This is a genomic window from Legionella hackeliae (genome assembly GCF_000953655.1).
GTDB lineage: Bacteria > Pseudomonadota > Gammaproteobacteria > Legionellales > Legionellaceae > Tatlockia > Tatlockia hackeliae.
Map to the genome: position 1 here is coordinate 23,330 of NZ_LN681225.1, position 24,337 is coordinate 47,666.

Sequence of the window (24,337 nt, forward strand, 5' to 3'; positions counted from 1 at the left end):
TTTTTAAGACCTCAACTAAAAATGGTAAAATAAAAAGACAAGTAGGATAGCTCATCTATGCTAGATTGCTCTCAGCGCAAAATATCTAACAATTTTATATAATGAATAGTTATATTCCACAAAAGGCCTATTGATGGAAGAGGAAAAAAGTAAATCACAGAAAAAGCGTGACGCAGAAGCTTTGCAGAAAGTAGGCGTTAAGTTAATAGCCTTGAGCGCAGCCAAACTTGATGAGTTGCCCTTAACTCCAAATTTGCGGCAAGCCATTATGGATGCGAAGGCGATTAAAAGTCATGGCGCAATAAGACGCCAGTCACAATTGATAGGTAAGCTCATGCGGGCGGCTGATAGCGAAGCCATTTTGAATGCTTACGAAGCGCTTGTAGCTGAAGACAGTGCTCAGACTGCTGCATTTCATGAGTTGGAACTATGGCGTGAGCGTTTGATTAATGAAGGAAAAGAGGCTCTAACAGAGTTTATTGATCATTATCATCCTGCTGATGTGCAACAACTAAGACAATTGGTAAAAAAGGCAGTTGATGAAAAGAATGCCAATAAGCATATCGGTGCTTCCAAGGCATTGTTTCGCTTTTTAAGGTTATGTTTGTCATGAAATATTCATTATTTATTAGCTGTCCAAAAGGATTGGAGTACTTGCTTGAGGAAGAGCTTAAAACCTTGGGTTTGCACGTTACACGTGTAAGTCCTCAAGGAGTATATGGTGAAGGCGACATTGCTGTTATTTACCAGCTTTGTTTATGGTCACGCCTGGCTAATCGTGTACAACTTCTATTATTTAGTGGTCAAGCGCATAATGAGCAAAGTCTTTATCAACTTTGTAATCAATTTCCCTGGCAAACGGTATTTACAGCGGATAAAACGTTAGCGATTGAGTTTCATGGTTCATCCACTCATATTCGTAATTCGATGTTTGGTGCTCAAGTCGTTAAAGATGGAATTGTTGATCATTTTCGTCAGTTTAAAGGATTGCGTCCTTCGATTGATCGTGAAAAACCACAAATTCGGCTTCATGCTCATCTAAAAAACGATATTATTACTGTCAGTTTTGACTTAACAGGTTACAGTTTGCATCAACGTGGTTATCGTACTCAGGCAGGTGATGCGCCTCTTAAGGAAAACCTTGCAGCAGCCATGCTTATTCGGGCAAAGTGGCCGCAATTCGCTGAGAAAGGTTATAGTTTGCATGATCCTTTTTGTGGTTCCGGGACTATTGTCATTGAAGCGGCAATGATGGCAAGTCATATTGCCCCAGGTCTTTTGCGACAAGATCAATCACTTGTTCACTGGGCACAACATCAACCCTCCTTGTGGGAAAAAGTCCGCACTTTAGCACTACAACAGGTTAAACCTCTTCATGTTAAACTAAGAGGAACAGATAGTAATTCCAAATTAATTAAAATAGCGCATGCAAATGCTGAGCGAGCTGGCGTACTTCCTCTGGTTGAGTTTGAAACAATGGCTGTTAAGGACTGTCGACCTAATCATGAACACGGCTTAGTCATTTGTAATCCACCCTATGGTGAGCGTCTAAGTGATGCGACGCAGCTTGTTCCCCTCTATCAGCAATTGGGAACGACGCTACATACCTATTATCAGGGATGGCAAGCCGCTGTTTTAACCTCCAATGTCATGTTAGCCAAAGCGTTGGGTTTGCGAGCGGGTAAACAATATTCATTGTTTAATGGACCTTTAGAGTGCAAATTGTATTGTGTGGCTGTTGAAAGTGATAATCGTCTTAAAACAGGCAAAGAGGGAACATTATCTTCTGGTGCCCAGATGCTTGCCAATCGTTTGCGCAAAAATGTTCAACATTTACAAAAATGGGCGAAACGCAATCAAATCAGTTGTTATCGAGTTTATGATGCTGATTTACCGGAATATGCTTATGCGATTGATCTCTATGGTGATTATGCGGTGTTGCAAGAATATACAGCCCCTGCCACAATTCCAACGCATAAAGCTGAAAAGCGCAGTCTTGAAGTCATTCAAGTTGTGCCTGAGATCTTAGGTATTTCTCCGGACAAGTTGGTTGTTAAACAACGTAAGCAGCAGAAAGGCAGCAATCAATACCAAAAAATGAATCAAATTAAACACGAGATAATCGTCGATGAAGGACCTGCAAAGTTAAAAGTTAATCTCTATGATTATTTGGATACGGGTTTATTTTTAGATCATCGCCCTTTACGTATGCGTTTTGGACAACTAAAAAAAGGGGTGCGTTTTCTTAATTGCTTTTGCTATACAGCAAGTGCGAGTGTACATGCGGCATTAGCAGGTGCGTTAACTACAAACGTCGATTTATCAAAAACCTATCTAAAATGGGCGGAAGATAATTTTAAACTTAATCATATCAATTTATCAAAACATCAATTCGTCCATTATGATTGCTTAGAATGGTTAAAAATTACCCGTGATCGTTTCGATGTTATATTTTTAGATCCTCCAAGTTTTTCAAATTCAAAACGAATGCAACAAACTCTTGATGTGCAACGCGATCAAGAGCTATTAATTGATGCCGCTATGCGCCTGTTAAATCCAGAAGGAATACTGTATTTCTCTACTAACTTTAGGCATTTCAAACTGTTGCCTTCTATTCGTGCAAAATACAAAGTTCAAGATATTAGTGCAGAAACTATTGATTTGGATTTTAAGCGTAGTAAACGCATCCATCATAGTTTTGTGATCACTAAACTTTAAAATTTGCTATGGAATTAGAAATTCCATAGCTTTTTAAATATCTAGACGGTGTCATCAGCAGACGGTTTTTCCACTGATGCATTGACTGTATTTACTGGGACAGGCGTAGGCTCGCCGTGAATAGCGGTTTCCAGCTTTTTCATACGACCGTATTTAAAAAATATTTCCGCAGTTAGATATAACGGTGCTATTAATGCTTGCCAGACGTTATCCACTAAGGCAGGTCGCTTACCCTCTATGTAATGTCCCCCTAATTGTAGTACCCAACCAGAGATGAAAGTCACGATAAACATCCAGAGTGCAAAGCTGGTAGGGCCGGCCCAGCTGATAAGATGAGCTATCCAAAGCAGGAAAAATAAAATAGGGGTTAAGACCAAAGCGAGTCGCCAATTTAAAAGGAAATAATAAATGAGGAGTATAACTGTCGCGATTTCCGCAAGCGTAGTATCCATTACTCCTGGGACGATTAAATGGAAAAACCCTAAGAAAATCATTAAAGAGAAGATAATTAAAGGAACACCCACAAGATGAGTGTAAAGAGTAATCGGTTTCTGATGGTATTCCGCATAAAACTGAGCTTGCTCAATAAATGATTTCATTTTAATCATCCTGAAAAGTTTAATGAAAAAATAGCACAGTCTTGCTGAAAGACCAAGCTGCTCAATTACCTTTTAGTGTAGCATACGTCAGGAATGGTCAATGATCACACCAGCCAACCAGATATTTAATCTTGCTTTTGTACTATTCATGGCAAAAACAAGGCGTTCTTGATCCTTTTTGCACAAATTGTTATCATGTTCGGCCAGGAATAAAGCACCAGCCATTATGAAATATCTAAAAATTTTGCTCACCTTATGTTTATTCAACGTCGGAATTGCCAGCGCTGACCAGCCGAGTTTACGTGATAAAATAGGTCAAATGCTTATCATTGGCTTTGAAGGTAAAGAGCTCAACGACTCTTCTCCAATTGCCAAAGCTATAGATGAAAACAATATTGGCGGAGTTATTTTGTTTGATTACAACTTTCGCACCAAAACCTTTGATAAAAACATCGCCAACCCTGCTCAAGTAAAAAAATTGAATGAACAATTACAGGTAGCAAATAGTAGTGCGAATAAAAAGCATAATCGTCCGCAACTACCTTTGTTGATTTCAGTGGATTATGAAGGAGGGGCTGTAGATCGCCTCAAGGCAGACTATGGTTTTCCACAAACCGTTTCAGCTGCTGATGTAGGTAAGATGACCCCAGAAGCTGCTAACGAAGTGGCAACTGTAATGACCAATACACTGGAGGAGGCTGGTTTCAACTTGGATTTTGCACCAGATGTTGATGTTAATGTCAATCCGGATAATCCTATTATTGGTATGCTAGGGCGCAGTTTTTCAGACAAGCCTGAAGATGTCGCTCTCTACAGCACTATCTTTTCACAAGATTTTTTACAGCATCATATTCAATGTGCCTATAAACATTTTCCTGGTCACGGTAGCTCAAATGCTGACTCCCATTTAGGATTTGTGGATGTCACTGATTCCTGGAAGGAATATGAATTAGATCCCTACAGGCTTTTGCTGAACAGTGATACTCCTTGCGGTATGATTATGACAGCACATATAGTCAATCGTAAATTGGACGACTCTGGTTTGCCTGCTACGTTATCCCATAAAATACTCACGGACATTTTGCGTGAGCAGTTACAATTTAAAGGCGTGATTATCACTGATGATATGCAAATGAAAGCGATTAGTGAACATTTTGGGTTAGAGCATGCTTTAACTTTAGCCGTTAATGCGGGCGCAGATATGCTTTTATTTGGGAACCAGCTCTCTGAAGATCCACAAGATCCTGAAGAAATTATTGATATTATAGAAGCCAAGGTAAAAAAAGGTGAAATCAAGGAAGAAAGAATTAATGAGGCTTATCAACATATTGTTGCGTTTAAACAAATAAAATAAGCAAGTTCAAGCTGGATTGATGTTTACACTATTTGATTAACTTAAGGAAGAGAAGCAATGAAACATACGGCCGATAATAATACGCTTGAAACTCCAGAAAAATCGGTGGCAGCTCGAAGAGAAGAATTGCTTAAAAAAGGATTTATTGGGGGAGCTCCTAAAAAAAAAGAGAGTAAAGTTATTGCTACTGAAACAGTGCCAGAAAAGCTTGCTCATCCTACCCTGTCCCGTCCAATGGGGCCTAAAGCTCGCAAACTCCCAAGCAAAAAAGCGCGATTTGGCCAAGGACAGGGCACATTTTTTAGCCAGGTAGAAGAAGCAGTACCGTTACAATCGGAAGATAAATTAGTCTCCAGGCTTAAAGAGGCCATCCTGGAAGCTCAGAGGAAATATCATGAACACTATTTGCATGGTACTTATCCACGTGAAGAAAATGGATGGTTTAGCTTGTTGCGTCATCGCTTATTTGGGCAGGAGAAGGCAGAAAGTTTTAGTAACATTAAAGCAAGCACCCTTCTCCAGATGATAGAAAACCTGGACAATCTTTTTAATGATCCAAATACTAGATACCAATTTCATTCATTTGCATCTTATTTGCTTGATGAATTTAATGTATTGCTTAAACAAGAAAGCCTTTCCGTAAAAAAACCACGGGCAGGTGAACACTACAATGCATCGTATTGGTTAGAAATACGAAATGAACTAAACGGGTTGCTAACAGAAGAAGCCTACATGAAGTCAGAATACTGTGGCTAGGAATTATTGCTCATACCTGAACTTGATAATGGATAGTTTGGCATGCTTGTATAAATACAATGAATCAAGTGACTCATCTGTGCTGAGTTAGCGTTTTTTCGAAATAGCATGTTAACAAATTCTGCTGATTCCATAGGCCATCTGTTAGCTTCATTGCTTTCTTGTTCATTGAGCTGTATTATGAGTTCGACATTATCTTCTAAAAAGACATCAATGGCTTTTTTGTCAAAGGCTACCAAAGCCCCCGATTTTATACTTAAAAAACCCCCTTTAGGAATTACTTCATACATTTTTCGAGTGGTGATATGGATGAATTTGTCGAGAACTGGATTATAAGCATAAATTTCTTCAGGGAGAGGGTTAGGGATAATAAATACCGATAAAGCTCTCTTTTTTAGAAATGTAGCAATTGAAAAGAGGTCATACCCGGCCTCACAGATCTTTTGTAAAGGTAGGTAGCCTAAGGCTTTTTTTATGCCGACATTTGCTAAGTCTGCCATTCGCTCATCTTTTTGAAAGTCAGCAGGAGACCGGATGGTCGCAAAGAAGGTATCAATATCCGGTTGAGGCAGTTTATTCTGTACAGAAATAGAATCCTGCTTGCGTCGTTGCTTTTTAGGCGAGCTGGGAATATTGAAGAATTTTTTGACTGCGAACATATTACGACTTGGGCATAAAAATTTTAAGTTATCGTGATTGTAAAATTTATTTATTAAGAGAATATTAATGATTGCCCTTCAGCATGGCATTAACATTCATTAAAAATCAATTTCAAAAAATCTTGGGTCATAAGCATAACAATTCCACCAAAATTTTTGTTCCCCTAATTCAATATGGATACGCAGCATGTCTAAACCTGAAAGCAGAGGATGAGGGTTAAGATGGCATACACGATAAATACCGCCAACGAAGACAAAATGATAGCCTGTAGCATTTTGGCCATGGCTGTCTGGAAAACTGTAATATTCACCGTTAGGCTCCAAAAGAACAGGCTTTTTAGTAAGAAGAATTCTTTGGCTCATACAGGGTAGACTGACAAAAATTAGAACCAAAGATAGGATAAATAGTCTTTTCATAAGCCAACTCCTCTGGCTAATGTAGATTCTTCAACTGCTTTAATTATAAACTAACTATACTAATAGTAAGATTTTAGGGCGTAATAATATTTAACATAGGGGTTAAAATTTGAATTTTGTTTTAGATGAGGAATTTCCAATAAACCGATGTAATAAAAGGTATTTAAATTGGTGATATCATGAAAGAAAAACATTTTGCATTTAAAGTAACCAGTCAAGCCTCTGGGTTAGTCTGCACGCAGGCTGAGTTTGAAGAAAACAAAATGCTTGATCTACTTAAAGATATTCAAAAGAGCCATAGTGAAGGAATTTATTGGATTTTAAAACAACGAGACAATCAAGCTCTAGAACCCTTATGCATCATAGATTGTTATCAGAACAGAATTTATTACCATTACTCGGGTGATGTGGAGGATATTGCTACGACTATTGAAAAATTAAGCAAATCAACTTTCTAGATGGAGTCTTGTACTTCACGCCAGCGAAAACAGCAGGTGAGGTGGTCATTAACCATTCCTACTGACTGCATAAAGGCATAACAAGTCGTTGGCCCCATAAATGAAAAGCCATCCTTTTTTAATTGTTTAGCCATCGCTGTTGCCTCTGCAGTGACTGCTGGTACATCAGCTAATGTTTTTCTTTCATTTTGTACGACTTGGCCGTCTGTAAATTGCCAGAAATAATCAACAATATTTTCTCGTTGTCCTATGCTTAAAAAACGTTGGGCATTATTCCGTACAGAGGCTATTTTTAATCGGTTACGAATGATATTTTCATTTTGAAGAAGTTTTTCAATATCCTTGTCTGTTAACAACGCAAGTTTTTCTACCGAAAAATTTAAAAAGGCTTTGCGCATGGCGTCTCGCTTTTTTAAAATCGTGTACCAGCTTAAACCTGCTTGCATGCCTTCAAGAATAAGCATTTCAAATAGTTTTTGTGGTTCTCTGACAGGCATACCCCATTCTTTATCATGATAGGCTATGTATAGGGCATCTTTTGTAGACCAATCACATCGCTGCATACATTTTTCCGGATACGCAAGGAGTATTTAGGTACCGCGGTTAAACCGCGGTACGACATAGTGGTTACCAAATTTAGTGCTTTTTGCTCAGGTAACGACGAATTTTAAAGGGTGATGGTATAGAGTCTGATTGTAATGCAACGGCAAAATGCTCTTCATCCATTTCATAAAGACAAACCCAGCCGCCTTCATCAGGCTCAGCAATCGGACTTCCGGATAAATAGCGAAGCGCTTTATTAGCTTCTTCTAATGCGGTGTCACTATCGTCACCTTCAAATGGACCAGTGGCAAATACCCAAGTATTCTCGGTGTCATAATTACTGATTTCATAAGCAAAATAAAATTTTGGCATTAATTCTTCGGCATTGGATACGCCTTGAACTTTAATGTTACCTACATTGGGACAAACTGGAGGTGCTTTAAAGCCTGCAAAGGAAGATCCAGCAATTACCAACGCGCCGGCAAAGGCGATAAGCTTGGATTTAAACATCATGTTTTTAACTCCCTGGTTCATTAGTAATAGTTCCCCGCCAGCCTAACAAGGGCATGGCTTTCTTGCAAGATAAATTTACAATTAAATCAAAGAAAGTTACATAAAATTAAATGTCCATTTTCCTAGAATAAACAATACGTTTCCTTCTCTTCCAGAGCCGGGTACATACGTTGCTGAGAGGGTAACACTTCGATGACTCAGTGATATCCAGGGGAGAATTCCGGGAAAGGGAATATTATTTAAAATATCGGGTCGAGCTGTCACTAGAACAGTGTATCCAGCACCAATACGGGTATTATCGCTTAAGTGTGCAACTTTTAAAAAAGCGTAACCTAGTGCAGGCTCAACATTTTTATGCGAATCAAGAAAAGCTAAGGCATAGATACCATGCCAATCACCTTTCTCATCATAGAGTCCTTTACCCAACCCACCACCCCAGGCGAGTTCGTTATACGATTTGACCTTATAGGAGGGATAAGTGAAACGATTATGCCAGGCATATCCAGTAACATAAAGTTCATTATTCCCTTCATTCCAAAGCTGGTGCATACGAATACAAACAGGTTGGAACCAGGAAAGCCATCCAGAACAAGTTTCGGAGTATTGACCAGCATAGGTTGCGTTTAGACAAGTTAATAAAATTAAGCTAATTAGGATTTTTTTCATTGGTTTTCTAGGCTGTCACTGGGACCCTGGCATGCTTAATGCTAAAGTGAATTACACGCTAGAGAGGGTTTATTCCCTTCAATCTTAAGAGCATACTACCATGGACTTGTTTCGCAAAAAAGCAGTTAATGAGTTATGTCATGTAGATTCTCATTTAGCTAAATGTCTTTCAGCTTTGGATCTGGTTTTTTTAGGTGTGGGCGCAATTATTGGCGCTGGAATTTTCGTAATTACGGGTATCGTTGCGGCTACACAAACCGGTCCGGCTATTATCATTTCATACGTTATTGCAGGCTTTGCTTGCGCTTTTGCCGCATTGTCCTATGCCGAATTGGCAGCCGCCGTGGGTGGTTGTGGTAGTGCTTATGGTTATGCCTATGCTGGATTTGGTGAGTGCATCGCCTGGATTGTTGGTTGGGACTTATTATTAGAATACTCGATTTCCGTTTCAGCAGTTTCTGTGGGATGGAGCGGTTATTTTAACGATTTTTTGCGTTCCATTCACTTACAATTGCCGACTGATTTATTGCACGGTCCCGCAAGGGGTGGTGTATTCAATTTATCGGCGTTTGCCATTATTGTCATTCTTGGCTTTCTTTTATCCTGGGGCGTTAAATCAAGCTCGCGATTTAATAACCTAATGGTATTAATCAAGTTATTCGTTATTTTTCTCTTTATTACCATTGCATTAACCGAGATTAAGCCAGCAAACTGGTCCCCATTTATGCCTTTCGGTTGGAGTGGTGTCATTGAAGGAGCTTCACTCATCTTTTTTGCCTACATTGGGTTTGATGCGGTATCCACCGCGGCAGAAGAGGCAATTAATCCTCAACGAGATTTGCCTATCGGGATCGTCGGTTCTTTAATGATCTGCACCATACTGTACATTGTCGTTTCCTTTTTACTCACAGGAATAACGCATTATTCAACCTTAAACGTCGCATCACCGATCAGTCATACCATGTTGTTATTAGGACACCGCTTGGTTGCAGCGTTAGTTGGCGTGGGCGCTATAGCAGGCTTAACCACGGTTATGCTTGTCCTTTTCTATGGTTTAACTCGCGTATTTCTTGCCATGTCTCGTGATGGTTTATTACCAGGATTTTTTGCAGTGACGAATAGCCGCACCAAAACACCTGTAAGAATTATTGTGGTATGTGGTCTTGTCATGTCGCTAGCAGCAGGGCTGGTTCCTATCGATGATTTGGCTGAATTAGTGAATGTCGGCACTTTGTTTGCGTTTATCATTGTTTGTACTGGGGTTATCTTTTTACGGTATACACATCCTGAATTACCCCGTCCTTTTAAGACGCCTTTAATGCCAATAATTCCTGTGTTAGGAATTATTGGTTGCGCCTATTTGATGATTAATTTACCTTGGGTAAGTTTATTACGCTTTTTCATTTGGATGTTGATAGGTCTTGTTGTGTATTGGCTTTATAGTCGCTTTCATAGCGCCCTTAACATTCAGCAAAAGAAATAGATTGATAAGAGGTGCAATTGAATAACGTGGAAAATAAAAAACGGACCAGTATATGTTATTTATTGGAGCGTGTTGTTGAAAAACATCAGCATGATGCATCCCTAAGTTATGGCGACCTGGTAAAAACGTTTGGTGATCAAGCCTTTGGTTTAATCATTATCCTCTTTGCTTTGCCAAGTGCGCTACCTATTTCAGTCATTCCTGGGTTTTCTTTTATTTTTGGCTTGCCCATAGTTTTTATCGCAATCCATATTATTATTGCTAGGCGTGCTTTATGGTTGCCAGAGCGATTAGCGAATCAACGGTTGGAGTTTGCCAAATTTGCGCAAGTGGTCAATAAAACCATTCCCTATTTAAGATATATGGAAAAAATATTAAAACCTCGTCTGCTATTTTTTACCCGTCCGGCCATAGAGCGTTTACATGGTGTGGTTATGTTGGCGCTAAGTTTCTGCTTATTGCTTCCTATCCCATTGAGTAATTTTATTTTTGCCTCATTAATTATTTTGTTCGGTTTAGGATTGGCTGAAAAAGATGGAGTTATCCTCCTTTGTGCATACATAGGTGCAATTTTATATGGTATTTTTCTATTTACTATGACAGAAGAGATAATAGGCTATGTTAACCGATGGTCAACATGAGTCCTGCTGCTACAACTGCTGCTGCAGGAATAGTGAATAGCCATGAAAGAAAAATACGTCTTAGGATTGGCCAGTAGGTTCCGGAAAGTCCATTAATAAGACCAACACCTGCAATTGAACCTGTTACAGTGTGTGTGGTTGAGACTGGAATTCCATATTGAGTTGCAGCAAAAATCATGATGGCAGCGCCTGTTTCCGCGGCACATCCACGAAGGGTATTAAGTTCAGTAATTTTTGTGCCCATAGTGTGGACAATGCGCCAACCACCGGCCAAAGTCCCTAAACTAATAACGAGGTGACAAGAAACTACGACCCAAAAGGGCACATAAAAGGTATCGCCTAACCAATTTGCAGAGAATAATAGTACTGCAATAATTCCCATCGTTTTTTGAGCATCGTTACCGCCATGCGTTAAACTCAAAAGAGCTGAGGAGGTAAGCTGGAATCCTTTAAATAGTTTATTTTGTGTCTCCTGGCTGTGATTTCTTAATAAACGACTAAAAAGGAATGTGAGAAAAAAACCGATCACTAATCCAGCTGCAGGAGAGATAAAAATTCCGGCAATTACTTTTATAAATCCTGAGAACTTCAACGAAGAAATACCGCTTTTTGCTAGAGCGGCTCCAGCAAGACCACCAATTAATGCATGGGATGAACTCGAAGGTAACCCATAATACCAGGTTACGAGGTTCCAAAAAATTGCACCTATCAATGCGGAAAAGATCATTTTTGAATCGACAATACTCGTATCAATTAAGCCACTGCCTATGGTTTTAGCCACCATTAAGTTAAAAATCATAAAGGCAATAAAGTTAAAAAAAGCGGCCCAAAGTACTGCTTGTCGAGGCGTTAAAACACCAGTTGTTACGATTGTTGCAATGGAATTGGCTGCGTCATGAAAGCCGTTAATGAAATCAAATAAAAAGGCTATCATAATAACGGACAAGAGAAACAACGTATCTGCTGTCATGATAATCCTTTGTGTTTCACCCTATGAAGCAGGTGATATTTGAATGTAAGTTCATTAGTATGCCGTTACATTTTATTGCCTACAACCGGCATGATTCTAACCTGACGAATACGGGCTCCCTGCACACGTTCTATGGTGGCAAAAAAATCCCTAAAGGCAATGGTCTCACCTTGCTTAGGCGCTCTACCCAAGCGATGAATAATTAAACCTGCAATGGTCGCCATCTCTTCCTCTTCTTCAGTATCTAGAGACAAGTCACGCTGTAAAGCCCTTTCAATGGTATATAACGGGCAATCACCTTTTACAGTAATACTTCCATCATCATGAGTTATCCATTCATCCTGGGTTTTGTGAAACTCATCTTTAATAACACCTATTACCAGATGCAATAAATTATCTAATGTTAAAAAACCAACGATCGCGCCGCGACGCCCATAGACCAGGGCAAAATGAGGCATTCCTGCCTGAAATTGGCGAAGCAAAGCCAAGGCGGGTAATCGATAGGAAATTTTCGGAACAGGTCTTGTGATTTCTTTCAGAGAGAGCTCAGTGTTTGATTTGGCTTCATGCAATAAAATCTGCAAATCCTTCACATGCAATATACCGATAATTTGTTTTTTGGCTTTGTCATAGACAGGGTAACGGCTGTAGCGGTAATGATTTAATATTTCGATGAGTTCGCTGCTTTTCACAGGCGTTTGCAGCATGATCATATCATCATAAGAGCGCATAACATCGATAGCACGTAAATCGCCCAGCTCTAGGGTATGAGCAAGAATGCTGCTTTCTTGTTGGGTTAATTCGCCGTGTATTTCACTGGAGCGTAAAATCAATTTAATTTCTTCACTGGAGTGAGATTGCTCCCCTGGATGAAGAACATCAAGTCTTAAGCGTTTTAAAAGAAAATTAGAGCACGTGTTAAGAAGCCAGATGACTGGATACATCAGCCAATAGAAGAAATACAGAGGAGGGGCTGTCCAAAGGGAGATTTGCTCGCTTTGGCGTATAGCTAATGATTTTGGCATTAACTCACCTACTACAATATGTAAAAATGACAGCAAAGAGAAAGCGACAACGAAGCTGATAAACTCATTAAGTGTAGGATTAGCTAATCCTAACCAGGCGAAGGCAGGAGATAGTATCCTTGTGAAGGCAGGCTCTCCAATCCAGCCTAACCCTAAGGATGCGAGTGTAATTCCTAATTGGCAGGCTGATAAATAGGCATCAAGTTTTTGATGCACTTTTGCTAAAATTCCTCCTCGCCAGGGATATTCCTCTTGAATCAGGGCAACGCGAGTGTGGCGTAATTTTACCATGCCAAATTCAGCCGCCACGAAAAAAGCATTGAGCAGAACAAGGGCAAATCCAGCAAAAATTAGTAGTAAAGTCATCATGGCTAAACGTGGTAGCTTGAATGCGTCATGAGTTTAGACACAGCACTCATTACTTTCTTAATAAAATCAGGCAACTCTGCAGCGCCTGCAGCGATAGCAATATCAGCATGATGTGTTTCATCGTCATGCATTCGCTCTAAAATACATTTAGTTTTGCTATCCTGGGCTGGTAATTTCCGAAGATGGGTTTGCAGATGTTGGGAAACTTGACGTTCTGTTTCGGCAACAAAGCCAAGACTCCAGCGATCGCCAGCAGCCCCCGCCACCATTCCAAGCATAAGAGAACCAAAATACCAGAGAGGGTTTAATAAGCTTGGATGACTCTCCAATTCATGCAAGCGTTGCTCACACCAGGCAAGATGATCAACTTCTTCCGCTGCGGCATTTGCCATTTGTGTTCTGACTTCCACAAGCTGTGCTGTAAGTGCTTGGCCGCGATAAAGAGCTTGTGCGCAAACCTCTCCCGAATGATTAACGCGCATAAGACCTGCAATATGTTTTTTTTCTGAGGTATTTAATGCGCATTCAGCGACCTTCATTGCCGGGGTAACACGTGTGCTTAGCCGAGATTTCGGTGGCATCAGGGTTTGTAAAGCCGCATCTATTTCACCTAATAGACTATCCAATAAGCTTAGTCTGCGCATGTGTTTCTCGAAAATTAAGATTACTATATGGTAACTTGAATAAATCCGAGATTAAAGCGCCAGGATTTGACAAATCAAAAGCTAATTAAAGGTTGTAGTGCTATGCTTTAGGTAGGCCGCAATTAAAGGAGCAGTAATGACTATCTTATCAAAAGAAGCTCTGGAAAAAATAAGAAAGGAAAGAGCTGAACGCAATGAGGAAAATGCTGATAACATCGATGCGCTTTTTCGTGAGCTTGATAATAAAATTGAGGAAAACAAAGAGGAAAAAGAAGACTATTATCCTTTTGACGATGACTTTGCTTCCTTTCCCCCTGATACTGATTAACTTTCAATACAACAAGTTCCTGTCTATTCATCTAATACAGGAGCTCCTTGTTAAGCTTCTAATCGGTTTTGTTCATCGTGGCTATAGCCCTCTTCTTTCTCAGGTTGTATATCCAGGCTCTGCAAGTTCTCCATTTTGGTTTGATAGAACTTTTCTAATACCTCAACAAAGAAAGAAACATCCGAGCTTTGACGAGTTTTTGATAAAGTTCCATGTTCATTAATAGCATAATCAAACCCGAGTCCTGTGTGAGAATTATCGCTAACTACAGGAATTTCTCCGCCACCAAATTGACATTTAAATGATCGAATAACCGGTTTTTTACTAAGAGCCACATCGATAAGTCCTTGAGCCAAGACTTGTCTGTCGCAAGCAGGTAGACCTCTCATAACGAAACCACAAACTTGTTGCCATCCTAATCTGTATTTGTCATCTTTAAAGTACAATCCAGCCTTCAAACTTTCCAGATCAAAGATTTCCAGAACTTTTAACATATTTACATAGTTGAAATGCATGCCTTTTTTTATCCATCTGGGTTGGAAGGTTTCTCTAAACTCTGCCAAAGCATCATTCAAAACACTTTGATACTCAAAGTCCTTGTTGAGCGCAGCTGCAATGTCTTCATGGGAGCTATTGTTGATAATTTCAAATAACGATTTAAAATCATAAACCTGTTGATGTGGCATATTATCAATAGACGATTTGTACTTGGCATATTGATGGGCTTGCTCTTTCTCGCCACCCTTAATTTTAGCAAAATAAGAACTTATTATCTTTGCCATTTCATCATCACCGGCGCCCAGCGCACATTCATAAGGTGTTACCTTTGATACCATGTCTCCAGACGGTAGGGAAACATGACTTGCTTGAAGCAGCAAGCGTGGATCGGTATTGAGCATTGTCTTTACAACATCAAGATTCCCGTAAGCTACGGCCTGTACTAATCTTGCGATAGTACTGTTCGGCACATCCTTTGTTTTATAAATGTGGTAGAGTATTTCGTCTGGCAATTGAGAAAAAATATTCCCTTCGCGATTTCGTAAAATTAATAAGGTATTTATCTGGCTATCGGTTAACATGCTAATCTCCTGGTTAAACGGGTTCGTATGAATTTTTAAGAAATGCAACTTGGCTCATATGGATTCATTCTGTGTAAAAAATACACATAACTTATTTTAAGGCAGAGAAGATAATTCATAAAATGAATAATTTGTATATTTGGTATACATTTAGGTTGTGCCAACTCTTTCAAACGAAATCCCACATTGCATTTAGTTTTCTGAACAGGTTTTTGGCCAACTCCGCTACTTTTTAAAAATTTCTGTGGTTTCTTTCTCTGCAGAGAGTTTTGAACAAAAGAACAATGCGGTTGACGTTTTAAAAAAAAGCACTACGAGAAAACATCGTTGAGTTAATCGAGCATTTAAACATTAAGAAATGGTAGATTGGGTGGAGTTGAGAGCCTTCAATAAATTGGGTCAAGGCGATGGACTAGTCGATAGTGAAGTGGCGAAAATTTCTAAACCTACGGAAAGTGTCACTTTCTTGCAATTAAATCGCGATTGTTAGTTGAGTTGGTTCGGTTGCTTGAATTAACAAACTCAGTTCCCACCCCACTTTAATTTAAATAATCCACAGGGCGCGTAGCATGGTTGACACAAAGCGACAGGTGGTTTTTTCTTTATTCTTTGCTAGCTAGTGATATTGGGTAATGTCTGTAATGGATTCATAGCTGTGAAATCGATGAGGATTCTCAGCATTATTTAGTGGGTGGTTCTGGCATTATCAGTGTATTAGCCCATCCCAACATCGAATCAAAGCTATCTACTTTAGGGCTATTTATGGCCGTAAGTTCATCCAAACTACTTTGATCCTTCATGACTGCAAATGAATAACGCTCAAGACTTACTAGCCATTGGCGGTAATCTGATTCAGGAACCAATAAGCTTGTATCTTGTAAAGTTTTCTTATCAGTTAACTCTTTTAGTTCTGTTAGATAAATTACATAATCTTCTTTTCCAGCATTCGCTGATGCGTACAAATTCATCACCAATGTCCATACATAACTACTTGCCTCTTTTTCAGGAGCTTTAATATATTGAGCCTCTTCAAGTTTTTTATATTCAAAGAGTTTTTCTCTGCATTTTTGATATGACTCTTCATCGAGCGAAGCAAGGTAAGCAAATGCCCAGCCTGTTATTACATCTTTGTTGTCATTTTCAAATAATTGCGTGGTTAATTTTCCTTTAATTTGCTTTAATTTTTCTGCATCACCTGCTAATTTTGCTGCAACAGCGATGCGTCCCATCATCCATAACTGCCATGGTTTTTCAATTTGAGATGCTGTTGATTCCATACTTAAAATTTGCTCCATATCAACTAATATTTTCTCGTAGTCGCTGGTTTCTTTTAAAGTAGCTAAGGCTAATAAAGGCATGCTCAATTGATATAATTGTTGTTGTGGTGCTAATTTGTGATTTTCTTTAATTTTTTGGTATTCTGCTTTAGCAAATTCAATGACGTATGGTTTCATATTTTCGTCTATAGCAGTATTAGCTATAGAAACATTAGATAACAAATAAGCGGATAGTAATAGTATTATTGATGAGCATTTAAAGTTTTTTAAAAACATCATACTGCATTCCAAACAATCTAGTGTTCATTATTTTACCATAAATCATCGAAAACAAAAGTATTGCTAATGCCATAAGCGGCAATTTAAAGTGTTTTATTTACTAAACAGATTGCTTTGGCAAAGCGCACACCCACTAGCCAGAGGGATGCATAAGCATCCTAAGCAGGTTGCAGATTTTTTAAGGCTTGCCCCAAAGCTCACCAAAGCGAATAAACAATGAAATATGAGTAGTGAATAGGTAGTTAAGTAGAAAGTTTCAATGTTCCCCGCTAATGGAATAAATATGTAACGAGGAACAAATTGCCCCATTGAGACCAATACTATGATTATAAGTGAAAAAATTATTGTATATGCTTTATGATTTTTTATTAAAAGACTTATAGCTGAGGAACATAGAGAAAATAGCAAACCATATAGAGTAATGAAATAAATAACCAGCGACCACCATTCTATTACTCGCTGTTATTATATGAAAATATTAGTGAGAGAAGGCAAGCGAATAAGAAGCTAATGCTTAATATAAATAAATCTCATGTAAATAATTTGGATTTTTCGAGGTAGTGCTTAGGTTGATTGACCAGAGGCGCTAATTTTTCACAACAGTAAACAGCAATAATAATTAAAGGGAGTATTTGAAAAAAGTCTGCAGAAATATTGGCTGTGTGGTACTGCATCGCAAATGCTGCACAAATAAAAGCAATAAGAAGCGACCACGAATATCTATTTAATTTTTTGACTTTATGGTATCGGATTGTGGTCATTTATTAATCCGTAACCATGACTCACTTTCCGATAAGTGTCCCCAGAAAGAATGAGAACAAATTTTGATTTTACTAAAACTGTTTCTGGAGTTGGCTCCCCGGACAAGACTCGAACTTGTGACCTAATGGTTAACAGTTATAAAATGACGGCTTTTAACTACTTTTACCAACTTTTAAATTATCCACAAAACCCTTTATTTATAAGGCCTCCAGGTTTTTTTAGGCCAATGTAACCAAGCTCTCAGGCATTCATTTTACAGTACATGATTTAAGACGAACATTTATTACCATTGCTGAGTGTCTGGATATCTCAGCATATGCGCTAAAGCGATTGATGAACCATAAAATGAGCGGTGATATTACTGCGGGATACATTGTCACTGATGTCGAGCGGTTGAGAAAACCAATGCAGCAGAGTACCGATTATTTTTTAAAGTGTATGGGTGTCCAATCATCGGCCACAGTAATAGAAATCCAATTTCAACAGGGAGATGTTCATGCGAAACAGTCTGTTTCGCAATTGCCTTAGGGACGCATTTTGCGTATTAATGCAGATGATTCAAGAGAATTCTGCAGGAGCATGGCATGCTAGAAAATTACAAAAAATGGCTGGTTTCGGATCATTGTAGAGATGTAAGCCGAGAATCATTTGTATGGGCGTTATGTTATCCCCAGAATGGTGGCATTAAGAAAATTAAGAAATCGTTATAATGCCCAGATAAACCACATAATTAGGCCAGGGATAAATGGAAAATCTATGTTATTTATATGACTTATTCAATAAATTTAATCATTGGTATTTTCTTAGAGAAACTGTTTGTAAGAACAACTTTCGAAAGGCTATGTTTCTTATAAGTTGGATTTTTATAATCTCATTGTGTTATTTATCTTTCACAGTTCATGAAGCGATTTTTCTGTTATTAGCGCTATCAATGTTTTTCCAGCTCTATACGGTTTTCCATACAATGGATAAAGACTATGCATCATTTGTCCCACCTAAGACTCACAAATTATTAAACCGCCGTTATCTCAGCTTAAAGTTATATTCAAAAAAAAAAATTTACAGCAAGATAGAGTCTATGAAAAAAATTTTCTGAATAAATCCTTGGCAGAATGCGACGCCTTTTAGCTTTTAGAATCTAACAGCAGTTCATCTTTTTATAAACACCCAATAGCAGGTGCTTTCATAGCTATTGCTACCTTTATACTTGGGGAAACCATTTGGGAATTAATCATTGGAGTGCATATTTTATTTTTTTATTTTCTAATCTCAATGTATTTATTTATATGGGTTTTACCTATGTTTGAAAGTCGCTATCAAAAGATACGGTCAATTAAATTTTTTTTATATACATTTAAGTGTGAATTGGAATATACAGAGTTTGATTCAATCGAGAAAGAAGCATCTTTAATTGCAAGGAGCTGGTCCACAGATCTAATTGGCCTGATTGACTGATTTTATTTTCCTGATTGGCGAAAAGTAACACATATACCTTACAGCATAGCTGGGTATGAGTGCTTCATTTACATGAAAATTTTTGCAGAGTTTGCATTGCTTAATTCATTACTTTCGATGCGTCAACAAGCCGGATTAACTCAAAACAAGCTCGCGGAGCGAATGGGAACGCTAAAGGTAACATTTCTCGATTGAGAAAATAGCAATCCAAACTGGAAAACATTAAAAATACGCGCATGCCCATGGTTTTGGTATCTCCATTACTTTATCGAATAGTGCTATATGGCAAAGTCGAGGTTAAAAACCAGAGATTAGTTCCAGTCCATTAGATATTCAACCTTATATGCATCTAGCTAAAATGATAAAGTCAACGTTTTACCCTAATCACAAAATCCATGTGTTCATTTTTTTATGTTGTTCATTTTTTTTGAACAAGATATAATTATGAACAAGGCACAGAGGATATTGTGATGAATATAGATAAACTATTGTCGATCATAAAGGATAGATCAAAGCTTCAATGTAAATTTGATGAAAAACGAAATCAATTAACCCTCCAAATTGAAAAGAATAATAAGCTAATTTATAAGCCTGAACTGGTTGGCAATATCGATAATTCGAATATTGGTGCTATCGTTAAATATATGCAACATTTAAATAAAAAAAGCATTTTAATTAGCAACCACATAAATAAAACTCTAGCTGATAAATTGCAAAAAGCGAATATTGAGTACGTTGATTTTTCCGGCAATATGTATATAAACTCTCCCCCTGTATTCATCTCTATTAAAGGAGAAATGCCTCAGAAGAAAAGTCTATCGAATATCACTCGATTCACACTGAGTGTTGCCAGCATAAAACTTATTTTTACATTGCTGGTCATTGAAAAACCGCTAGAGCATACCTATCGTGAGCTTGCTAAAATGAGTGATGTGGCATTAGGAAGTGTTAGCAAAACACTTTTAATTTTAGAAAAGCATGGATATATAATAGAAAAAAATCGTGGTGAAAAGCATTTGGTTAATAAAGATATCTTATTAAGTAAATGGTGTGTTGGCTATGCTGAAAAATTACGACCAAAATTAATAATCGATACATTTTCAACAGATAATCTGGAACAGCTTAAAGAAACAAATCCCTGTGAATTTAACTTTCTTTGGGGAGGAGAAATAGCTGCTGCCAAGTTAACTCATTATCTAAGCCCCCAAATAATTACACTTTATGCAGATGATGCATTACCACTATTACAATATAAATGCAGATTAAAAAAAGAAAGCAATGGGAACATAGAGTTAATAAAAAAATTCTGGAATTTTGGTACCAAAAATTATAAAGAAAACCATGTGCCATTCATTTTGGTTTATGCCGATTTATTAAGCTCACTCGATGAAAGAACTCAAGAAACAGCGGAAATGATATATGACAAGTTCATTAGAAAACAGGTGGAGTAATATCTCGGCTAACGATATTGAATTATTTTCATTGATTAACAAGATTACTCTTGAGAATGATTGTTCGTATTTTTTAATTGGAGCTAAAGCGAGGGATATACTCCTAGCCTATTTTGATAGAAAGGTAGACTTAAGAAAAACGCTGGATACGGATATTGCTGTATGCTGCAGAAATTGGGAAGAGTTCTATAAAATTAAAGCTGCATTAGTTAATAACGGTGACTTTACTGTCGATGAAAAATTTGAACCTCGTATCATATCTAGAAAATATGGCTGGCTGGACATTGTTCCATTTGGTGAGATAAAGCAACAAAGCTCAAATCTAAAATGGCCACCAGATTATGATATAGAATTTAGTCTGGTTGGGTTTGAAGATACATTTAAGCATGCAATCGAAATCACAATTAGGGATATTACTATAAAAGTTGCTTCTCCAATGGGGTTGGTTCTTCTGAAGCTTTTTGCATGGGTTAGCAGAAGAACTCAAAAAGATGCCAGTGATTTTGCTTATATTATTGCCAACTATTTTGACTTCGGCAATGAAAATAGGCTTTATGAAGAAAATCAGGATCTCCTCAATCAAAACTTTGATTTCACGCTGAGTGGATGTCGTCTTTTAGGTCGTGATTTAAAAAATTTGTCCATAGAAACAAGTAGTCGCCTGAAGGATTTTTTTGATAATGACGAATTAAAAAATGGACTAGTATTATCTATTTCCAGGGCTCAATATAATTACCAGGAGGCGAGCAATATGCTCCAAATGATTAAACAGGGCTTCTTAGACTGAGTGTAAAATTAATTAATCAGTTGCCTGGTATGAAAAAAATGTGGGACATGTGGGACATGGGGACACCCTCGCCATTACTGGCTTTTAGCCGCCCCAACCTTGAGCTTCTTTGGTAGGGCATTTGGGACATTGAGCAATTTCGTTATCAATCATATCGTTCGATACACATTTTTGAATTAGATCTTTTGTGCTTGACATTCTTTGAGGGAATACGAGACTTTTTCCAAGCTTAAGGAGTAAGCCCGATGTTCCTACAAAATGTAGGCAGTTGGAAGTCAAAGGATAGGAAAAAAGAATATCAATCAATTATCCAAGGAAGATACCTCTCGGCATTTGGCTGAGGAGTAAACAACTGAGGAATTTCCTATGACTTTAAAAAAACATCCCGTTTACATCTATTAAACGAATTCGAATCAGCGTCACATTCTGCGCTTTTTAATCAACAAACGATTGCTGCGGTATTAAGCTGTTCCACCCAGTTACTTGAACGTAACCGCTGGACGGGTGGTGGTGTTCCCTATTTAAAAATTGGTCGCAAGGTGTTGTACCGAAAAAGCGATGTGTTCAATTTTCTCCAACAACAAAAAATTTATTACTGAACCCGTAACGAAGGTCAGTTACAGCTCGTTGAGAACGCATAAATTTAAAATTTGTCAGAATGAATTTCATTCATTCCGGCGGTTTGATTGTTGTTTGGAGAATAATGTATGTCACAAAATTATGTTATTGAATTACCCAATACAAAGCAGCACCCAATACCTCCTCGGTGGATATGCGCACCATCGTATGTCGTTGCCAAAACCCGGGGTGAATGGGGTCGTTTGCTGGAATGGCAGGATGATGATGGGATAACTCATCAGTGGGCAATGCCCCTGGCTTTGTTGCAGGGTGATGCCTCTGATGTGAGGCGAGAGTTGGCAAGATTGGGATTGAGTATTTCTCCCAATAGAACTGCTCGCGATTTGTTAGCCTTCTATTTACAAGTCTTTCCAGTAGACACACGTACACGATGTGTTGATAAACTGGGTTGGCATGGCGATGTCTTTGTAACAGCATCCCAATGTGTAGGGCAATCAACAGAGAAGATTGTATTCCAGAATTCCAATGCCAGTGAACCAGCAGTTTCTATCAAGGGTAGGCAATTCAAGATGGTCTTTGCCGTATCTGTAGCTCTTGCAACTGTATTGGCAAAGATTATTGGCGAAGACTCTGGAGGTTTTCATTTCAGAGGCGCATCCTCATCAGGCAAAAGCACTGCATTGAGTCTAGCTGCCTCTGTTTGAGGAAACCCACAATCTTATTGTCGTTTATGGCGAAGCACCAGCAATGGTGCTTGAAGGCTTGGCATCATTACATAATGATGGATTGCTTATCCTTGATGAACTCAGTCAAATGGATCCCAGAGAAGCTGGGGAGGCGGCTTATTTGCTGGCTAATGGTCAGGGAAAACACGTGCTTCTCGGACAGGTAAAGTAAGGCAATCTTCCCCATGGTCTTTATTTTTCTTGTCTGCTGGTGAAAAGTCCTTGACAGCACTCAGGAAAAATCAGGACAGCTTATTAACGCAGGTCAGGAAATTAGGCTTGCTGAGGTTTAATTGAATTTTGCCAAAACCCATACTAGAGTTGGCTCCCCGGACAAGACTCGAACTTGTGACCTAATGATTAACAGTCATCCGCTCTACCGACTGAGCTACCGGGGAATAAGGTGGCATCTTAATGCTATTTTTCTCAAGGATCAAGTGTATCGTGCATATTTTTTTTATTGAGTATTTTTATTTGACACTATTAAAGCGCAATTCGTTATTTGTGCAAACAAGTAAGGGCTTAAAGAAAGTTGCTTAACCATTTGCTCATGGTTAAGCAACATTTTCTTAACTACAAAAGCGTTGCAGGCGATCCATTGCGTCGCGCAAAATTTCCATGCTGGTTGCAAAAGAGAGACGAATGCATCCTTCGTTACCAAACGCTGAGCCCGGAACAAGAGCCAACCCTACTTCTTGAAGTAACTTATCGGCAAATTCAATGTCATTTGCAAAGCCACGTTTTTCAATAATTGATTGAACATTAGGGAAACTATAAAAGGTTCCATCGGCCGGAATCACTTCAATGCCTGGTATGTCATACATGCGTTGTACAATATAATCATGTCGACTTTGAAAGGCTGCCACCATTACCTTGATAGTTTCATCACCACCATTTAAGGCTGCAACAGCCGCTTTTTGAGCGATAGAACAAGGGTTCGAGGTAGATTGAGACTGAACTGTTGTCATTGCGGCAATAAGTGGTGCAGGACCTGCAGCATAACCAATGCGCCAACCTGTCATGGAGTAAGCTTTAGACACCCCATTTAAAACAATAGTACGAGAGTATAATGCGGGACAAGCATTAAGTACGTTGGCGAAAGGTTGTGTCCAAAGAATATGCTCATACATATCATCAGTTGCAATAAACACATGCGGATGTTTCATTAAAACATCGGTTAATGCGGTTAATTCTTCTAATGAATAGGCAACTCCTGAAGGATTGGAAGGACTATTTAAAATTACTAATTTTGTTTTTGGGGTAATCGCTTTTTCAAGTTGTGCGGCTGAAATTTTAAAACGATCTGCTGGCGTGGTTGGAATAATGATGGGTGTTCCCCCTGCCAACAAAACGATATCAGGATAGGAAACCCAGTAGGGTGCCGGAATAATAACTTCGTCCCCTTCCTCAATTAAAGCTTGGCATAGGTTATAAACACTTTGCTTACCACCGACGGAGACCAAAATTTGATTCGCCTGATAATTCAGGTCATTATCTCGTTTAAATTTATTAATGATTGCTTGTTTTAATTCAGGAATACCATCGACAGCTGTATATTTGGTAAAGCCTGCTTCAATAGCAGCAACGGCTGCATTTTTAATATGTTGAGGAGTATCGAAATCTGGTTCACCAGTGCCTAAACTAATAATATCAAGCCCCTCTGCCCGCATTCTTGCAGCTTTCGCAGCTACTGCAAGGGTTGGAGAAGGTTTAACAGCTTGCATGCGTTTCGCCAGTGCGATATCCATCTTGAAACTCCTGTGGTATATTTCTGACCAAACGATTCGCGAATGCTCACAA

The 24,337-nt window shown here is 38.6% G+C and carries 28 protein-coding genes, 1 tRNA gene and 1 pseudogene; 15 read left to right on the top strand and 15 right to left on the bottom strand.

Features of this window, described 5'->3' with window-relative positions; translation table 11 throughout:
- Window positions 1-133: 133 nt before the first annotated feature.
- Together yjgA and rlmKL are read left to right on the top strand one after the other, a co-directional pair.
- Window positions 134-613, top strand: a complete 480-nt coding sequence (yjgA, locus tag LHA_RS00095) for a ribosome biogenesis factor YjgA (RefSeq protein WP_045104737.1) — start codon at window positions 134-136, stop codon at window positions 611-613.
- The gene (rlmKL, locus tag LHA_RS00100; RefSeq protein WP_045104738.1) at window positions 610-2,718 is read left to right on the top strand and encodes a bifunctional 23S rRNA (guanine(2069)-N(7))-methyltransferase RlmK/23S rRNA (guanine(2445)-N(2))-methyltransferase RlmL; all 2,109 of its coding nucleotides are present in this window, start codon (window positions 610-612) and stop codon (window positions 2,716-2,718) included. The genes yjgA and rlmKL overlap by 4 nt, the downstream gene beginning before the upstream one ends.
- Window positions 2,719-2,759: 41 nt before the next feature.
- Here rlmKL and LHA_RS00105 read toward each other — a convergent pair whose 3' ends face one another.
- On the bottom strand, window positions 2,760-3,317 hold the full coding sequence (locus tag LHA_RS00105; RefSeq protein ID WP_065238336.1) for an Mpo1 family 2-hydroxy fatty acid dioxygenase: 558 nt from the start codon (window positions 3,315-3,317) through the stop codon (window positions 2,760-2,762).
- An 87-nt stretch (window positions 3,318-3,404) separates the two neighbouring features.
- The gene (locus LHA_RS17170) at window positions 3,405-3,542 is read right to left on the bottom strand and encodes a hypothetical protein (protein ID WP_231861948.1); all 138 of its coding nucleotides are present in this window, start codon (window positions 3,540-3,542) and stop codon (window positions 3,405-3,407) included.
- A gap of 1 nt (window position 3,543) precedes the next feature.
- Here LHA_RS17170 and LHA_RS00110 point away from each other — a divergent pair, with 1 nt between their 5' ends.
- Both LHA_RS00110 and LHA_RS00115 read left to right on the top strand, forming a co-directional pair.
- Window positions 3,544-4,671 carry a glycoside hydrolase family 3 protein gene (locus LHA_RS00110; RefSeq protein ID WP_045104739.1) on the top strand — a complete coding sequence of 376 codons (1,128 nt, stop codon included), beginning with the start codon at window positions 3,544-3,546 and terminating at the stop codon, window positions 4,669-4,671.
- 57 nt (window positions 4,672-4,728) lie between these two features.
- Entirely contained in the window at window positions 4,729-5,427 is a 699-nt protein-coding gene (locus LHA_RS00115) for a hypothetical protein (protein ID WP_045104740.1), read from the top strand.
- Here LHA_RS00115 and LHA_RS00120 read toward each other — a convergent pair.
- Together LHA_RS00120 and LHA_RS00125 are read right to left on the bottom strand one after the other, a co-directional pair.
- A complete protein-coding gene (locus tag LHA_RS00120; protein WP_052673534.1) occupies window positions 5,424-6,086 on the bottom strand; it encodes a hypothetical protein in 663 nt (220 codons plus the stop codon). The genes LHA_RS00115 and LHA_RS00120 overlap by 4 nt on opposite strands.
- Before the next feature lie 99 nt (window positions 6,087-6,185).
- Window positions 6,186-6,503 carry a hypothetical protein gene (locus LHA_RS00125; protein WP_045104741.1) on the bottom strand — a complete coding sequence of 106 codons (318 nt, stop codon included), beginning with the start codon at window positions 6,501-6,503 and terminating at the stop codon, window positions 6,186-6,188.
- Window positions 6,504-6,682: 179 nt separating this feature from the next.
- Between LHA_RS00125 and LHA_RS00130 the strand changes: the two genes are divergently transcribed.
- Window positions 6,683-6,961, top strand: a complete 279-nt coding sequence (locus tag LHA_RS00130; protein WP_045104742.1) for a hypothetical protein — start codon at window positions 6,683-6,685, stop codon at window positions 6,959-6,961.
- On the opposite strand, the gene LHA_RS00135 is transcribed toward LHA_RS00130, so the two are convergent.
- The 3 genes from LHA_RS00135 to pagP form a co-directional block, all read right to left on the bottom strand.
- On the bottom strand, window positions 6,958-7,524 hold the full coding sequence (locus tag LHA_RS00135) for a DNA-3-methyladenine glycosylase I (protein WP_045104743.1): 567 nt from the start codon (window positions 7,522-7,524) through the stop codon (window positions 6,958-6,960). The genes LHA_RS00130 and LHA_RS00135 overlap by 4 nt on opposite strands.
- Before the next feature lie 73 nt (window positions 7,525-7,597).
- A complete protein-coding gene (locus LHA_RS00140) occupies window positions 7,598-8,017 on the bottom strand; it encodes a DUF4949 domain-containing protein (RefSeq protein ID WP_045104744.1) in 420 nt (139 codons plus the stop codon).
- Between the two features lie 96 nt (window positions 8,018-8,113).
- Window positions 8,114-8,683, bottom strand: a complete 570-nt coding sequence (gene pagP, locus LHA_RS00145; protein WP_045104745.1) for a lipid IV(A) palmitoyltransferase PagP — start codon at window positions 8,681-8,683, stop codon at window positions 8,114-8,116.
- Between the two features lie 100 nt (window positions 8,684-8,783).
- On the opposite strand from pagP, the gene LHA_RS00150 reads away from it, so the two are divergent.
- Together LHA_RS00150 and LHA_RS00155 are read left to right on the top strand one after the other, a co-directional pair.
- Complete coding sequence (locus LHA_RS00150; RefSeq protein WP_045104746.1) at window positions 8,784-10,166, top strand: amino acid permease; 1,383 nt, start codon at window positions 8,784-8,786, stop codon at window positions 10,164-10,166.
- 26 nt (window positions 10,167-10,192) lie between these two features.
- A complete protein-coding gene (locus LHA_RS00155; protein ID WP_052673747.1) occupies window positions 10,193-10,807 on the top strand; it encodes an exopolysaccharide biosynthesis protein in 615 nt (204 codons plus the stop codon).
- Here LHA_RS00155 and LHA_RS00160 read toward each other — a convergent pair.
- From LHA_RS00160 to coq7, 3 genes are all read right to left on the bottom strand, one after another.
- Window positions 10,788-11,777 (bottom strand): inorganic phosphate transporter, encoded by a 990-nt coding sequence (locus LHA_RS00160; RefSeq protein ID WP_045104747.1) that lies wholly within the window; start codon window positions 11,775-11,777, stop codon window positions 10,788-10,790. The two genes, LHA_RS00155 and LHA_RS00160, sit on opposite strands and share 20 nt — an antisense overlap.
- Before the next feature lie 65 nt (window positions 11,778-11,842).
- Complete coding sequence (locus LHA_RS00165; protein WP_045104748.1) at window positions 11,843-13,171, bottom strand: hemolysin family protein; 1,329 nt, start codon at window positions 13,169-13,171, stop codon at window positions 11,843-11,845.
- Window positions 13,172-13,173: 2 nt separating this feature from the next.
- Window positions 13,174-13,815 carry a 2-polyprenyl-3-methyl-6-methoxy-1,4-benzoquinone monooxygenase gene (gene coq7 / locus LHA_RS00170; protein ID WP_045104749.1) on the bottom strand — a complete coding sequence of 214 codons (642 nt, stop codon included), beginning with the start codon at window positions 13,813-13,815 and terminating at the stop codon, window positions 13,174-13,176.
- 136 nt (window positions 13,816-13,951) lie between these two features.
- Between coq7 and LHA_RS00175 the strand changes: the two genes are divergently transcribed.
- The gene (locus LHA_RS00175; protein ID WP_045104750.1) at window positions 13,952-14,143 is read left to right on the top strand and encodes a hypothetical protein; all 192 of its coding nucleotides are present in this window, start codon (window positions 13,952-13,954) and stop codon (window positions 14,141-14,143) included.
- Between the two features lie 50 nt (window positions 14,144-14,193).
- Here LHA_RS00175 and LHA_RS00180 read toward each other — a convergent pair whose 3' ends face one another.
- The 3 genes from LHA_RS00180 to LHA_RS17080 all read right to left on the bottom strand — a co-directional run bounded on the left by LHA_RS00180 (window position 14,194) and on the right by LHA_RS17080 (window position 17,539).
- On the bottom strand, window positions 14,194-15,222 hold the full coding sequence (locus tag LHA_RS00180) for a hypothetical protein (protein ID WP_052673535.1): 1,029 nt from the start codon (window positions 15,220-15,222) through the stop codon (window positions 14,194-14,196).
- A gap of 680 nt (window positions 15,223-15,902) precedes the next feature.
- On the bottom strand, window positions 15,903-16,778 hold the full coding sequence (locus LHA_RS00185) for a hypothetical protein (RefSeq protein WP_045104751.1): 876 nt from the start codon (window positions 16,776-16,778) through the stop codon (window positions 15,903-15,905).
- A 530-nt stretch (window positions 16,779-17,308) separates the two neighbouring features.
- Window positions 17,309-17,539, bottom strand: a complete 231-nt coding sequence (locus LHA_RS17080) for a hypothetical protein (protein WP_065238337.1) — start codon at window positions 17,537-17,539, stop codon at window positions 17,309-17,311.
- A 223-nt stretch (window positions 17,540-17,762) separates the two neighbouring features.
- Here LHA_RS17080 and LHA_RS00195 point away from each other — a divergent pair.
- The 7 genes and pseudogenes from LHA_RS00195 to LHA_RS17605 form a co-directional block, all read left to right on the top strand.
- A pseudogene (locus LHA_RS00195) lies at window positions 17,763-18,068 on the top strand (integrase); the annotation flags it as partial.
- 999 nt (window positions 18,069-19,067) lie between these two features.
- Window positions 19,068-19,190, top strand: a complete 123-nt coding sequence (locus tag LHA_RS17470; RefSeq protein WP_256597190.1) for a hypothetical protein — start codon at window positions 19,068-19,070, stop codon at window positions 19,188-19,190.
- 275 nt (window positions 19,191-19,465) lie between these two features.
- Window positions 19,466-20,446 (top strand): type IV toxin-antitoxin system AbiEi family antitoxin, encoded by a 981-nt coding sequence (locus LHA_RS00210; protein WP_045104754.1) that lies wholly within the window; start codon window positions 19,466-19,468, stop codon window positions 20,444-20,446.
- Window positions 20,415-21,233: a nucleotidyl transferase AbiEii/AbiGii toxin family protein gene (locus LHA_RS00215; RefSeq protein WP_045104755.1), complete on the top strand. Its 819-nt coding sequence runs from the start codon at window positions 20,415-20,417 to the stop codon at window positions 21,231-21,233. Before LHA_RS00210 ends, LHA_RS00215 begins: the two co-directional genes overlap by 32 nt.
- A gap of 359 nt (window positions 21,234-21,592) precedes the next feature.
- Window positions 21,593-21,832 carry a DNA-binding protein gene (locus LHA_RS17175; protein ID WP_082060378.1) on the top strand — a complete coding sequence of 80 codons (240 nt, stop codon included), beginning with the start codon at window positions 21,593-21,595 and terminating at the stop codon, window positions 21,830-21,832.
- A gap of 108 nt (window positions 21,833-21,940) precedes the next feature.
- A complete protein-coding gene (locus LHA_RS17600; protein WP_370447933.1) occupies window positions 21,941-22,516 on the top strand; it encodes a DUF927 domain-containing protein in 576 nt (191 codons plus the stop codon).
- Window positions 22,517-22,559: 43 nt separating this feature from the next.
- Window positions 22,560-22,709 (top strand): DUF927 domain-containing protein, encoded by a 150-nt coding sequence (locus LHA_RS17605; RefSeq protein ID WP_370447934.1) that lies wholly within the window; start codon window positions 22,560-22,562, stop codon window positions 22,707-22,709.
- A 150-nt stretch (window positions 22,710-22,859) separates the two neighbouring features.
- Here the strand turns inward: LHA_RS17605 and LHA_RS00225 are convergent.
- Both LHA_RS00225 and LHA_RS00230 read right to left on the bottom strand, forming a co-directional pair.
- A tRNA-Asn gene (locus LHA_RS00225) sits at window positions 22,860-22,935 on the bottom strand.
- A gap of 171 nt (window positions 22,936-23,106) precedes the next feature.
- Window positions 23,107-24,285, bottom strand: coding sequence for a pyridoxal phosphate-dependent aminotransferase (locus LHA_RS00230; RefSeq protein WP_045104756.1), 1,179 nt, complete (start codon window positions 24,283-24,285; stop codon window positions 23,107-23,109).
- Window positions 24,286-24,337: the final 52 nt, after the last annotated feature.

Excerpts from the sequence above, each read along its gene's own strand:
- yjgA (WP_045104737.1), top strand. The coding sequence starts at position 134 with ATGGAAGAGGAAAAAAGTAAATCACAGAAAAAGCGTGACGCAGAAGCT.
- LHA_RS00110 (WP_045104739.1), top strand. The coding sequence starts at position 3,544 with ATGAAATATCTAAAAATTTTGCTCACCTTATGTTTATTCAACGTCGGA.
- LHA_RS00165 (WP_045104748.1), bottom strand. The coding sequence starts at position 13,171 with ATGATGACTTTACTACTAATTTTTGCTGGATTTGCCCTTGTTCTGCTC.
- LHA_RS00115 (WP_045104740.1), top strand. The coding sequence starts at position 4,729 with ATGAAACATACGGCCGATAATAATACGCTTGAAACTCCAGAAAAATCG.
- LHA_RS17170 (WP_231861948.1), bottom strand. The coding sequence starts at position 3,542 with ATGGCTGGTGCTTTATTCCTGGCCGAACATGATAACAATTTGTGCAAA.
- LHA_RS00160 (WP_045104747.1), bottom strand. The coding sequence starts at position 11,777 with ATGACAGCAGATACGTTGTTTCTCTTGTCCGTTATTATGATAGCCTTT.
- rlmKL (WP_045104738.1), top strand. The coding sequence starts at position 610 with ATGAAATATTCATTATTTATTAGCTGTCCAAAAGGATTGGAGTACTTG.
- LHA_RS00130 (WP_045104742.1), top strand. The coding sequence starts at position 6,683 with ATGAAAGAAAAACATTTTGCATTTAAAGTAACCAGTCAAGCCTCTGGG.
- LHA_RS17600 (WP_370447933.1), top strand. The coding sequence starts at position 21,941 with ATGTCACAAAATTATGTTATTGAATTACCCAATACAAAGCAGCACCCA.
- LHA_RS00140 (WP_045104744.1), bottom strand. The coding sequence starts at position 8,017 with ATGATGTTTAAATCCAAGCTTATCGCCTTTGCCGGCGCGTTGGTAATT.
- LHA_RS00135 (WP_045104743.1), bottom strand. The coding sequence starts at position 7,524 with ATGCAGCGATGTGATTGGTCTACAAAAGATGCCCTATACATAGCCTAT.
- LHA_RS00125 (WP_045104741.1), bottom strand. The coding sequence starts at position 6,503 with ATGAAAAGACTATTTATCCTATCTTTGGTTCTAATTTTTGTCAGTCTA.
- LHA_RS00230 (WP_045104756.1), bottom strand. The coding sequence starts at position 24,285 with ATGGATATCGCACTGGCGAAACGCATGCAAGCTGTTAAACCTTCTCCA.
- LHA_RS17080 (WP_065238337.1), bottom strand. The coding sequence starts at position 17,539 with ATGACCACAATCCGATACCATAAAGTCAAAAAATTAAATAGATATTCG.
- LHA_RS00180 (WP_052673535.1), bottom strand. The coding sequence starts at position 15,222 with ATGTTAACCGATAGCCAGATAAATACCTTATTAATTTTACGAAATCGC.
- LHA_RS00210 (WP_045104754.1), top strand. The coding sequence starts at position 19,466 with ATGAATATAGATAAACTATTGTCGATCATAAAGGATAGATCAAAGCTT.
- LHA_RS00120 (WP_052673534.1), bottom strand. The coding sequence starts at position 6,086 with ATGTTCGCAGTCAAAAAATTCTTCAATATTCCCAGCTCGCCTAAAAAG.
- LHA_RS17605 (WP_370447934.1), top strand. The coding sequence starts at position 22,560 with ATGGTGCTTGAAGGCTTGGCATCATTACATAATGATGGATTGCTTATC.
- LHA_RS17470 (WP_256597190.1), top strand. The coding sequence starts at position 19,068 with ATGAAAATTTTTGCAGAGTTTGCATTGCTTAATTCATTACTTTCGATG.
- LHA_RS00150 (WP_045104746.1), top strand. The coding sequence starts at position 8,784 with ATGGACTTGTTTCGCAAAAAAGCAGTTAATGAGTTATGTCATGTAGAT.
- LHA_RS00215 (WP_045104755.1), top strand. The coding sequence starts at position 20,415 with ATGACAAGTTCATTAGAAAACAGGTGGAGTAATATCTCGGCTAACGAT.
- coq7 (WP_045104749.1), bottom strand. The coding sequence starts at position 13,815 with ATGCGCAGACTAAGCTTATTGGATAGTCTATTAGGTGAAATAGATGCG.
- LHA_RS00105 (WP_065238336.1), bottom strand. The coding sequence starts at position 3,317 with ATGAAATCATTTATTGAGCAAGCTCAGTTTTATGCGGAATACCATCAG.
- LHA_RS00185 (WP_045104751.1), bottom strand. The coding sequence starts at position 16,778 with ATGATGTTTTTAAAAAACTTTAAATGCTCATCAATAATACTATTACTA.
- LHA_RS00175 (WP_045104750.1), top strand. The coding sequence starts at position 13,952 with ATGACTATCTTATCAAAAGAAGCTCTGGAAAAAATAAGAAAGGAAAGA.
- pagP (WP_045104745.1), bottom strand. The coding sequence starts at position 8,683 with ATGAAAAAAATCCTAATTAGCTTAATTTTATTAACTTGTCTAAACGCA.